General features: G+C 55.0%; 9 protein-coding genes. 4 read left to right on the top strand and 5 right to left on the bottom strand.

The genetic code is table 11. The features are described 5' to 3' along the window. Positions 1–92: 92 nt before the first annotated feature. From HDF15_RS12420 to HDF15_RS12405, 4 genes are all read right to left on the bottom strand, one after another. Entirely contained in the window at positions 93–503 is a 411-nt protein-coding gene (locus HDF15_RS12420) for a carboxypeptidase-like regulatory domain-containing protein (RefSeq protein ID WP_184255957.1), read from the bottom strand. A gap of 437 nt (positions 504–940) precedes the next feature. After that, positions 941–1,588, bottom strand: a complete 648-nt coding sequence (locus tag HDF15_RS12415; protein ID WP_184255955.1) for an HD domain-containing protein — start codon at positions 1,586–1,588, stop codon at positions 941–943. Positions 1,589–1,636: 48 nt separating this feature from the next. Continuing rightward, positions 1,637–3,418, bottom strand: coding sequence for a CHASE3 domain-containing protein (locus HDF15_RS12410; protein ID WP_184255953.1), 1,782 nt, complete (start codon positions 3,416–3,418; stop codon positions 1,637–1,639). A gap of 245 nt (positions 3,419–3,663) precedes the next feature. Further along, positions 3,664–4,908: a hypothetical protein gene (locus tag HDF15_RS12405; protein WP_311733091.1), complete on the bottom strand. Its 1,245-nt coding sequence runs from the start codon at positions 4,906–4,908 to the stop codon at positions 3,664–3,666. A 417-nt stretch (positions 4,909–5,325) separates the two neighbouring features. Between HDF15_RS12405 and HDF15_RS12400 the strand changes: the two genes are divergently transcribed. The 4 genes from HDF15_RS12400 (at position 5,326) to HDF15_RS12385 (ending at position 10,965) form a co-directional block, all read left to right on the top strand. After that, positions 5,326–8,799, top strand: coding sequence for a TonB-dependent receptor (locus tag HDF15_RS12400; protein ID WP_260331027.1), 3,474 nt, complete (start codon positions 5,326–5,328; stop codon positions 8,797–8,799). 94 nt (positions 8,800–8,893) lie between these two features. Beyond that, the gene (locus HDF15_RS12395; protein ID WP_184255948.1) at positions 8,894–9,967 is read left to right on the top strand and encodes a hypothetical protein; all 1,074 of its coding nucleotides are present in this window, start codon (positions 8,894–8,896) and stop codon (positions 9,965–9,967) included. Between the two features lie 54 nt (positions 9,968–10,021). After that, positions 10,022–10,369 (top strand): DUF488 domain-containing protein, encoded by a 348-nt coding sequence (locus HDF15_RS12390; protein ID WP_184255946.1) that lies wholly within the window; start codon positions 10,022–10,024, stop codon positions 10,367–10,369. Continuing rightward, positions 10,366–10,965, top strand: coding sequence for a DNA-3-methyladenine glycosylase (locus HDF15_RS12385; protein WP_184255944.1), 600 nt, complete (start codon positions 10,366–10,368; stop codon positions 10,963–10,965). Before HDF15_RS12390 ends, HDF15_RS12385 begins: the two co-directional genes overlap by 4 nt. 345 nt (positions 10,966–11,310) lie before the next feature. Here the strand turns inward: HDF15_RS12385 and HDF15_RS12380 are convergent, their stop codons facing one another. Next, a complete protein-coding gene (locus HDF15_RS12380; protein WP_184255942.1) occupies positions 11,311–12,138 on the bottom strand; it encodes a cytochrome c oxidase assembly protein in 828 nt (275 codons plus the stop codon). Between the last annotated feature and the right edge of the window lie 12 nt (positions 12,139–12,150).

The raw sequence follows: 12,150 nt of genomic DNA, 5'->3' as shown, positions 1-12,150 counted from the left end.
TGGGGGTAACTCCGGTAGAGAGTTGGGCAAGGAAGACGTAGTTGCGCTGATTGAGCGGGATGTCGTTGATCTGTTGCTGGCTCATCACCTGGCTAACGCTGGATTCCTGGGTCTGCAGAAGGGGAGTAGACGCTGCGCTTACTATTTGCACCGCCTACCTGAAGCTGTACATCCTCTTCCAGGCGCTGATTGACATGCACTTCAATCCCGGACAAGTCCGTGTTCTTGAACCCGGGTGCGGTAGCTGTGATGGAATAATGGCCGATCTTGATGGGGTCGAAGACGTAAACGCCGTTGCCATTGCTTTGTGTCTTCACGGCGAAGTTGGTGTCGGTTTCAGTCAGGGTGACCGATGCATGAGGCACGACGGCTCCTGAGGAATCTTTCACCACGCCGGTAAGCGCACCCTGGTCCAATTGAGCTGCGGCGGTTGATGTAAGGGCTAAGCCGACCAGTAGCCCTACGCAGAAATGCCAGATCTTAAGTTCTCTCGGTAGCCTCAAAGTTGCCTCCAGAATTCAAATCGACTTTGTCTTGACTGGAAAACGTTTACTCAGATGTCAAAACAATCTATGAAGTAGTTTCGTGAAAAGGGATACTCCTGCGCGATGTCGTTTGTCAAGGATTTCGTTTCGCGGTGCGGGCACAAGCGAAAGCCCCGCTAAAATCCTTCGTTCACTGATGGATTGCGGAAGCGCTCCCGGTTTTCTACCGCAAAATATGCATTGGCGTGAGACAGGGCAATGCAGCTTCGAAGGTAGGAAGAAGTGTGGGCATAGCTTCATGAGCGGGCTCCCTTATGAGGGGGCCGTTAGCTGCTACAAAATGAAAAACCCTTAGTCATCCGGTTGGCGAGTATTGGTTTTTTGATCGAGAATGCCTGAAATTCAGTGTTGGTTTAGCAAACGTTTGCTGATAAAGATGATAGACTAAACCCTCATCAGGAGCCAATCTCTGCGAGCATGCCTTCATAGAACTCCTGCAAGGCGCGCTGCCGTTGCCGGGCAAGATGCCGGCCCGTTGCCGTTTGAAAGCCGTCCACCAGCTTCAGTAGTTTCCTGGGAAAGTGATCGAGTGCGAACTGACGATCATCTAGCGGACGCGTGTCGCCCCGGGGATCGATTGGGGAGTAAAGGCTGGAGCCCATGCGGCCTGCCGTATAGAAGCAGCGAGCAATTCCGGTCATGCCGATGGCATCCAGCCGATCTGCATCCTGCAGAATGCGACCTTCGAGAGATGCCGGTGTGATTCCGGCAGAGTAGCTGTGGCTTTCTATGGCACCTGCGACTGTCTCGATGCGAGGCTTTTCCCATCCCAGGATTTGGAGCAGCTTTCGCGCCTCGTCGGCCGCCAGCCTGGATGCGGTGTCTCGAAGGGGAGAGTTCTTTGGAACCTGAACGCAATCATGCAGCAGGACAGAGGCTGCCAGCAGTTCCAGGTCTCCGCCTTCTTCAGCGTGGATTGCCCTGGCATTACGCCATACCCTTTCAAGGTGAGAGACGTCATGGGCTCCATCGCCTGCAGACTGGAATGACGGTAGCAGCTGGTGAGCTAGCTCTCCGTAAGGGGAGAAGGGACTTGAATCCATAAGCACATTTTAGGCTGCCGCAAAAGGATGCCGATAGCCTCACTCATGCTACGGGTGGGAAGCTTCCATTCCTGGTTTCTGCGTTGCTGGTTCGCTTGGCGGGCAAGGGAGAGAGACCTTAAAGGCAGCGCCACGTGCGCCATCCTTGCTCTGAGGGTGAATGTGAATCATTCCCCCGTGTCTGTCCACGATCTCTTTTGTGACCCATAATCCGAGGCCTGTGCCGACATCCTTCTTGGTCGTATAGAAGGGCTCGAAGATTCGATCGATGTGTTCGGGTGAGATTCCCGGACCATCATCTTCAATCTCCACTCGAACGAAGCTGCTGCCGGTGTCTTCCACACAGGCCAATCTGATCCAGATCGTTCCGTCTTCGTTTACGGCATCCGCGGCGTTGGAGATGAGGTTGGAGATGGCCTGCTTCAGTTCGCCGGAGATGCCTGGGACGTGTGGGCATTCCTCATACTCGCGCAGGACCGTGATGTTCTTGGCCCTGAGCTTATTGGCGCAGAGCTTGAGTACGTATTCGATCAGCGACGGAAGGTCGATACGCTCCGGCACCTTGGATTCACGATAAAACCCGAGCGTCTGTTTGGTAATGTGAGACACACGCTCAAGCTCCTGCTCTGCCGTCTCCAAATGTTCGGCGGCGTCAACGGGAATGCCCGGAGTGCCCTTGGCGAGGTAGATCAGGTTTCCGATAGCTTCCAGCGGATTATTGATCTCGTGAGCAACGGTAGCTGACAGACGCGCGGTGGCGGTCAGCTTTTCAGTCTCGCGCAATAGTTCCTGCGTCTTGCGTTCCTGCGTGGCATCGCGAAAGACCAGGACAACGCCGATCAACTGATCGTGGCGATCCCGTATGGGAGAGGCGCTGTCTTCGATAGGAATCAACGAGCCGTCAGTATGCTGAAGGACGGTATGGTTGGCCAGGCCTACGATGCGTCCGAGTTCCATGACCCTCGTTACGGGGTTCTCTACTGGAGCATGGGTCATCTCGTTGAAGATGGGGAAGACATCCTCAATGGTGCGTCCAACAACCTCTGGCATGGTGGTCCCCATGAGTTGCTCCGCCAGAGGGTTAAGATAGGTAACGCTGCCGAGCTCGTCGGTTGCAATCACGGCATCGCCGAGGCTGGTGAGCGTCACTCGGAACCACTCCTCACGGTCAAGGAGCTGCCGGGCATGTTTTTGCCGAAGATCCATTTCGCGAAGGATGTAATAAGCAAGGAAGATCAGGCCAAGCCCAGCAACAGCACTCGCCAGGTAGATCGAAAAGATCGTCCCCTGGACGCTCTTTCGATAGGACGCAGCACGAGTGGTGTGGAGGGAGTCTTCTTCTCGTCCCATCTCACCAATCAAACTCCGAATTTGATCCATACTTCGGAGTCCTGCGTCGGATAGTACGAGCGCTTTAGCCGCGTCAGTTTTATCTGCTCTGTAAAGGGCGATCGTCTGGGCGAGTTCGTTTAGCTTCGCATTGGAGAGCTGGCGTAACGTCGTGACTCTAGCCTGCTGCTGCGGGTTGTCCGCCGTCAGTTGTGACAACCTGTCGATGTGTGAATTGATTTCGTGAATGGCTGATTGATACGGGGCAAGGTACTTGGGGTCTCCTGTGTAGAGGAAGCCGCGTTGTCCTGTCTCTGCATCCTTCAGCAGCGATTCCGTTTTGGCCAGCTCGAGGAGTACCATCCGTGAGTGTGCCACCCACGCCTGGGAGTCGAGTTGGATCGCCAGCTGATGCCTCGTCGTGACGGTGTTGATGGCCAGCAGGAGCAACATCAACGCAAACCCGCCAATCACGCCAAAACGCTTGGAAATCACTTGCATGAAGTTTTCCTGGTTCTTCCTGTTAGACGACTTATTATAGAAGTTTGTCGCACGGCTCGGCGGAAGTGGACAGCCGAAGCGAAGTTAAGCCTTTGCCGAAACTCTGACTCTACTCATCCTTGGCTGCGAGTGTAAAGAGATGCCTTGTCCGATGCGTTTGAGGCGCTCGAACTGAATGAATCGGCTGCGCAGATACCTGACCACTCTTGAAGCTTCGCAACCTGTCAAAGAGGCTTGCACTTGCGTTAGTTCGTGACGCGCCAGGCCAGGATGTTGCTCTTGACCGAACTGCCATTCATATTGCTGGTAGCCAGCACGATCTGGAAATAGGGGATGGTCCCGTTGGCGCGCTTGATCTGATTAAGAAACGGCAATAACACTGAATCGTCAGCAACGAAGTCCCAGGCGCACTCGGTGCCGGCCATCGAGGTTCCTTCCAGGATGAGTACATTGCCCTTGCCGCTCAGGTTAGGCAGGAAGGCCACAACTCCGTAGACGCGGTGCAGGGGATCGTTATATTGGGAATCCCATTTTGCAGCCTCAGTTCCAACAGGCTTCCGATTGAGCACGGAATAGATCTCGCGGCTTCGTTCATTCGAAAAGACAAAATTCATGTTGGGCTCAAATAGCTCAACCCAAGGATTTGCCTCTGGGGCGCCGATGAGCACAACGTTGCCTTGCTTTAGATCATTTGGCCTGACATCGCGCGCATATCGTAGTTCAACGGAACTTTTCCGGAGGTCTCCAAAGTGGGAGAGAGCTCTGGCAATGTCCAGATCAACGATCGAAGTATAACGCCGGCTGCCTAGCTCTACGGCAGAGGCCTGGCTGACTGTGGTATCTGTTTCGGATCTTGTCTTGCGATAATTTCCGCTGAGATAGTCGGCCAGCCCTACATTTTTCTTCATCAGCCCCTGCCAGATCACCAGGGCACTATCGCCCGGCACGACAATGGTGCTTTGATCCGGGAGGAAGAGAAGGCTCCAGAGTGGGTGTGGTGCTATAGGAGCAGGCCCTCGGGATAAAACCTCTCTGTTTCTGATCAGGATGGCCAGGATCGCGATGGAGAGAATTGTAACCAGTATCCACGGGAGCCTTGCGCTGCGACCTGCGTTTTCTATTGTGCCGAGCTTGGTTGGAGGTAAGAGCGGCGGATTTTCAGCAGGAATAGGCGGAAGATCGGGGATAGACTCTGCGGGAAGCCTGCGCTCAAAGAGCGGGACGTAGCTTCCCCTGGGTAAGACGATGCGTACGGGTTCATCCGCACCTTCCCCATTGAAGTAGAGATCAAGCCGCTGCCGCAGACGGCTAGCCTGGGTACGCACAATTCCATCAATAGAAGAGTCGTAATCTTCTGGCCGGCCAAAGACCAGGGTTCCGATCTTCTGCTCATTAATCTCATGGGCTCTGCCATTGAGAGTGAGTTCGCAGACGCAGGAAAGAAAACTCGAAAGCCGTTCGCTCTTGGCAAATATGGAAGAGCTAATCACGCGACTTACCAAGGCTCGCCGGCTATGGGTTATCGCGTAACCAGTAGGAGCTATCTCCTCCGTGTCGATGGAGACCATATTGTGCCTCAGCTTTAGTAAATCAAGTAAATCAGGTCTGTATGAATATAGCGTAAACCAGGTTTGAAACACTCTATTCACTGTATCGGTTACAGAGAATGGTCGGTAACATGCTGATTCACAGGATGTTGTGGCGTGTATCGGTGTCGTCGCAGTGAATTGCTTTGGTGGGTTCTGGCAATGGTGTTAGTTCTGCCAACAGAAACACACCAGGCAGCACGCTGGAATTCATTTGCCGTACTTATAGGAGTCAAAGCCATGGTTCAAAGTTCCGTGCCCCTTAAAGGAGCGCAAGAGGAGAATCATCTCCACTTATTCTCCTTCCATCGAAGTTTTTCCATGAGCAGAATTCTGGGACTCTTCGTCCTTTTATTTTTGTCCAATCTGGCGATTGTTTCAGCCTGGGGTCAATTTGATTCGGCCAGCGTACTGGGCACGATCAAGGACCCCAGTGGAGCTTCCGTTCCTACTGCTTCCGTTGTACTAACCAACAGAGGAAAGGGAATCACTGCCACGCGGCAGACAGACGGACACGGAGACTATGAGTTTACGAACGTCCAGCCAGGGGAATATACCCTGACGGTTACGGTTGCCGGTTTTGAGAAGTCGATCACCGATCCTTTTACGGTGAATGTGGGCGCAAGGCAACGCGTGGACCTCGCACTGAAACTCGGGGCGGATACCCAGAGCGTTACAGTCTCGGGTGCGGCCAGCCTGCTTGAGACTGACAGCAGTGACCGTGGCGAGACAGTGCAGGGTGCCGAGGCCGTCACACTGCCTTTGAATGGCCGGGCCTACGCTGATCTATCCGTGCTCGTGCCGGGTGTCAGTAAATCTTTGGATGGCACTGTCGTCGCTAATCCCCCGCGTGATGCTTCGTACAACGTCAATGGACTTACTTCGCAGTCCAACAACTTCGAGCTTGATGGTATCGACAACAATGCCTACCAGGAGGCCAACCAGGGCTTCTCTAACCAAGCCATGATTCCGTCTCCGGATGCGATTCAAGAGTTCAAGGTCCAGACCGATAACTACTCTGCCGAGTATGGCCGGGCTGGCGGCGCCATCATCAATGCTACAACCCGGAGCGGCTCGAATAGCTTTCACGGCGGAGCCTACGACTATCTGCGCAATACCGTCCTCAATGCCTTTGGTCCCTTCTATGGGACGGGCGTTAAGCCCACCCTGGTGCAGAACCAGTTTGGCGGAACCTTGGGCGGCCCGATCTTTAAAGACAAGCTCTTCTTCTTCGTTGACTACGAGGGTCTCCGTTCCGTATCTCACCTGCTGACTACGGCGATACTGCCTACCCAGACAGAACTCGGGGGATTATTTACTTCGGATGGAACGCCGACAGGCACCCCTGTCCCGGTAAAAAATCCTTACACCGGAAAGGTCTATGTGAACGGACAGGTGCTGCTTACGGACCCCAATATCGATCCCGTTGCCCTGACTGTATTCAAGTTATTGCCAACCCCTAATATTCCCGGTGCGGCTCTGACAGCGAACAACTTCCAGTACCTGCCGGCGACAACGACGAGAGATGACAAGGGAGATGCACGCGCTGACTTTGTCCTGAGTCCCACCCAGAGCGGTTTCTTCCGTTACAGCCAACGTGCTGATCAGACCTTCCAGCCGCCGCCGTTCCCCGGCGCAGCAGGTGGAAACAGCAGCGGAACGCTCTACGCACGCACACGCCAACTGGCTGCGGGGTATAACTGGACTCTCTCGCAGAACTCCATTCTGGAACTGCGTTTTGGAGAGACATGGACGGCGAGCGGCAAGCAGCCGGTTTATCTTGGACAGCCGAACCTGCTTGCGGGCATTCCCAACGTTCCCCAGGACCCGGCCTATACCGGCGGCCTCAATACGCAGACAGTCACGGGCTATACACAGTTCGGAGAGCAGGGGACGAGTCCCCAGTTTACGAATCCTACGCAGGCCAACCCTAAGGTGAACTACACCTGGATCAAGGGCAAGCATAGCCTCAAGGTCGGCTATGAGTATGGCTGGCTGTCGCAGGCCATCTCAGACTTTCACCCTAAATTCGGTTCGGACTCCTATGCCGGCCAATACAGTTCAACTGGTTCTGCGACCACGTCGCAGGCGGCAAATCTGAGCGATTTTCTCTTCGGCGCACGAAATAATTATTCGCTGAATGCTGTCAACGAAGTGAACTATCTTCGCTACTGGCACATGGGCTATGTCCAGGATGATTGGAAGTTTCTGCCCAATCTCACCATCAACATTGGTCTGCGCTATGAGTTTGTCTCGCCGAACTACGAGCAGAACAACAATATCCTCAACTTCGATCCCGTCAACCAGCAGCTATTGCACGCCGGTACCGGTACGGATGTGAATAGCACAGCTCCTGGCCACGTCTACAAGCTTCACTACGTTGGCGGTAGTTCGCTGGCCGATCGCGCGCTGGTCAACCCGGACTATAAGGACTTCGGCCCACGTTTAGGCTTCGCTTACCAGGCACAGCCCGGAACCGTGATCCGTGGTGGCTACGGCATTGGCTATGCCTATCTGTTCCGCTTCGGTGGAGAGGGGTTGATCGCCTATAACGGTCCGAATAACTACTCGGCAACGCTGCCGGTCAACCAGACGCCCAGTCAGGGCATCTGTACCTCGCTCACCCAGGATCCTACGACCTGTTTCCGGCGCACTCAGGACGGATACCAGACTAATTTCGCAGGGCCGACTAACTTCACGACAACCAGGGCACAAACTCGCTATCAGCCGAAGGACTTCAAGAATGGTTATGTGCAGGCCTTCCACTTCTCGGTCCAACAGCAGTTGCCGCTGAAGACAACTCTTGAGATCTCTTATGTTGGGAATCACGCGGTCCACATCGCCGCTCTTGAGGACACCAATCAGGCACGGCTTTGCACGGCTGCTGAAATTACCAGCGGCAGCTGCTCTGCAACGGGTAGTGCGTCATTGCTCAATCGCAGGCCGATCAAAAACTTCACCGATATTCTGACGGAGAGCAATGCCGGCTTCCTCAGCTATAACTCACTGCAGACCAAGCTTGAGCGCCGCTTTGAAAATGGTCTGTTCCTTATCAATTCGTTTACGTGGTCGCGCGGAATCAATAACTCCTCGGCCGATCTCGAGGCGAATAACGGCGATGGAGCGGTAGTCAACATTGCTAATCCTGCAGGGGATCGCGGTCCTTCAGGCTACAACCAGCCGTTGAATGATACGACCTCGATCATTGCCGATCTGCCTTTCGGACATGGGCGTCATTGGGGGCAAAGTGCACCGGGCTGGCAGCAGCAGATACTGGGCGGCTGGCAGTTGACGGGCATCAATATTGTCACCAGCGGTGTGCCAATCAACCTGACGTACACGGCTAATACAAATCAGGTGGTTTCGACTACCAGTTCTGTCTACTCGCTGCGTCCGAACCTGATTGGTACGACCCGAGCTGTCTACGGAAGTAAGTTAGTCAAATCCGCCAGCGCTCTCGGCGGGTACCTCAATCCCGCGGCCGTATCGGCTCCAGCCGGGGCTCAGCTCTTTGGCAATGCGGGACGCAATGATCTTCGTGGACCGGCCTTCGGCCAGTTGGATCTTGCGGCTCACAAGAAGTTCTCGCTGCACTCGGACCGGCAAACACTCGAATTCCGTGTGGAGGCTTTCAACCTTCTGAATGCAACGAACTTCATTAGCCCGACCACCAACATCGGCACTGTGGGTGCTACAGGCAGCTTGAGCCCCAACGCGAGCTTCGGCACCTTCAGTGGCAGCTCCAGCGTCTTTCCCTCGCGCCAGGTACAGCTAGCACTTCGCCTGGCCTTCTAAATCGAACCGCAGAACAAAGCTGGTGGTTATGCCGCCAGCTCCATCCCAAAATGGCAGCATCCTGATGGATGCTGCCGTTACTCCCCGGAGATCCATGAAATACCTGCTGACTACTTTGTTGTCGTTGTTCCTGCTTGTTTCTGCCGTTCATGCGGAAGAAACCGTTCTGGTCACAATCAAACTCGTCAAGACGGCGAATGCTCCAGCGGACCTGCCCAGCACGATCCATTTCCCTGCAACCTGCAGTGATTGCAAAACGATCGATGATCCTGCTTATGCGAGACAAAATGCTCGGGAGACAATCCTGGCGATGCGTATTCCGCGTTCCACCTTTATCGATCTCCAGGTGGACACGGAGAGCAACGCCTTTGAACGCGTCCTGCTTGAGACTACGGATCTCTCCTTTGAACGGACCTCCAACGGCATTCACTTTACGGTGCCGTCGCAGATTGCCGACCGGCCTAATTCAGGAGAGTTTCAGACACACCTTTATTGGCAGGGAGTAGAGTTGCGCTTCGAACATGGTGATCCGGCCAGGCGCGCTGGTGCCTACGCTACAGGCGATTTTCCAGCGGTGCAACGCGAAGCCGCAAACAATTTGGAGTTTGGCTTGTTGGAAGCAATTCGCGAGCTGGGACTCGATCACTATGTGGACGACCAGAATCTGGGACGGCTCTTTCTCATGGGGTTCGACACAAACTATCCGCATGGACACCTCGACTCTCCGCCGCACTTTCATCTCGCGTTATGGCTGGGAAATTATCGTGGCACGGGGAGTCTGATCCCTCATCTGTATCTCACTCCGGAAGGTTTGATCTCGCATTCTTTAGTGGGACCCTATGCCGGGGCTGGCGATCTGTCGAATCTTGATTACAAGGCAAACCAGAAGTTCACTGCGGTGGATATGCTCGGCCGCCCTGTGTTTTCTCTGATCCTCACGCCGGAAGGCGGAATCAATTTCGCTCGTTACGATGGTCTGCAATGTTCTTTGCGTCCCTTAGCGCAGGGTTTTCAGAGCGGCATTGAGGTGAGCTGCCCGCCCTTTCCAAAGAAAATCATCAAGGTGGAAGACGATCTAAAGACTGGAGAGATAAAAGAGTCTATCGATGGGGAGATCTCGTCGATCTTCCACTACGATAGTGCGAATGGGGCGCTTCTTCAGCCATAACGATGCAGCATCATCCCTGGGGATCTCTTCGGCATTCTCGAAAGGTCGCCAGGGATGAGTGTCAGGATCAAACGGGTATATCTGGTGCCTGAAGACACCGATGGAACTCGTATTCTTGTCGACAGGTTATGGCCCAGAGGCCTTACCAAGGAGAGAGCAAAGGTAGATCTCTGGCTAAAGGACATTGCTCCAAGCACGGAGCTGCGCAAATGGTTTGCCCATGATGCGGCGAAGTGGGTGGAGTTTCAGGAACGCTATGCGGAAGAGCTGAAGTCGAAGGGGGAACCGCTCGCATTGCTGAAGCAGAAGGTGTCGCAAGGGCCGGTGACGTTGGTTTATGGCGCGAAGGATGAAGCGCATAATGAAGCCGTTATCCTGCAAAGAGTGCTCCGACACAAATGACTCGCGCCTTGCCGAAACCGGTCCTTCTCCCGCGTAGCTTTTATCTGGATTCCCCGGAGATCGTCGCGCGTGCTCTGCTGGGCAAACTGATCACACATCATCGTGACGGAGAACGGCTCACGGGCCGTATCACCGAGGTTGAAGCTTACCTTGGCTTCGCCGATCCGGCATCCCATACGTACGGCGGTCGTACAGACCGCAACTCCGTGCTCTTTGGGCCTCCGGGGTTTGCTTATGTTTACTTCATCTACGGAATGCACTACTGCTTGAATGTCTCCTGTCTTCCCGATGGGCAGCCCGGCGGTGTGCTCTTCCGAGCGCTTGAGCCGATCGAAGGCCTTGAGACGATGGCCGAGCTTCGTGGCCTGCAGAGCGGTGTGAAGCCGCAGTTGTTGACGGGAGGCCCCGGTCGTCTCACCCAGGCCCTGGGCATTACGCGCGCACCGATCAATGGCATTGACGTTACGCTTCGTGGTTCACCTCTGCAGATACTCGATGACGGCTACCGCCCGGATCACATCGACGTCACACCCCGTATCGGAATCAGTAAAGCTGCCGATCGGCTTCTGCGCTTTGTCGTGAACAAGAAAAAGTAAGATTACGGCCCAAGGCGTGCCGTCAAAGTTCGAGATTGGACTGTGCCGCAGCAAGCTACCTGAGGTGGGCGGGTTGAGTGAGGCGTTTGTTCTCGGGTAGGATCGAGAGGTAGGAAAAGGAGAATGTTGGGATGAGTGCATCGAGTGAGTCGTCTTGGTTGGAACGCTGGTGGCCGTTGTTGGTGATTCTTTTTGGGGTGACTTGTATCCTGTGGCTGGCGCTGTATTCGCCATCTTACTAAGCTTTGAATCGAAGACGGCTGATCTTGCCGTTTGTGCTGAGAAAGGCCTGGGGGTAGCCCAGGCCTTTCTCTTTTAACAACAGAGCAGGGGGCTGCACCGAAGTCAGGCTCGAGATCTCGTTTCCTGTTGTAGCAGACGGAGCGTAATGACGAACGCTGGAATCAGAAAGGCCATCGACCCGACGACCCACATAATCACCGCACCTGCCGTCTGATCGGAGAGCGGCGAGATATGGAACGGGTTCGGTTGCTCTACGTAGTAGCTATAGACAGGGCGATCGCAGAAGGCCAGGAAGGCTGAGAGCGCCGTGTTGACGATGTCCGCAGCCACCAGGTAGGGCAGGATGTACCAGCCCGGATAGCGTGAGTTCGTCGGCCAGGGGCGAATCAGGGGCCACCAGAAGAGAATCGACGAGCCGAGGAAGCAGAGGTGCTCGAACTCGTGCCAATGCTCGTGCTCCAGCGCGAAGTCGTAGGCCCCTGGGATGTGCCAGCCGAGGAAGATAAAGTTCATCGCGATCCAGGCGACCACGGGCGTGGTGAGGAAGTGGCCCAGGCGGCGCAGGAACTTCAGGCGGAACAACGGTCCCAGCCCACGCATAAGTCCGCGAGGCAGACCGCGCAGAAGAGGTACTATGGGATAGCCTAGCAGCAGCAGCGGCGGAACGAAGGACATCAGGAGCAGATGCTCCACCATGTGCGCGCTGAGGAGGGCATCGGCGAAGCCGTCGAGCGGTGAGCCAATCGCAATCCAGATGATCGCAAGGCCCAGCAGGAAGGTGCCTAGCCGCCAGGACGGAAAGAGCTCCGGCCTGGTCTTCCGTATGGCAAACCAGCCGCGTGTGTAGACGATGGCGGTAAGAAGGATCGCCGTCGTAAGAAAGATAGGCGGCGACCACTCTGCAAAGATAGCCCGGCACTCAGGAGGCATGGGCGTAGGGGA

Origin of the sequence: Granulicella mallensis, assembly GCF_014203225.1 — a bacterium.
Classification (GTDB): Bacteria; Acidobacteriota; Terriglobia; order Terriglobales; family Acidobacteriaceae; genus Granulicella; species Granulicella mallensis_A.
The sequence above is the reverse complement of the archived record's forward strand: the minus strand, read 5'-3'. Positions and strand labels throughout refer to the sequence as shown.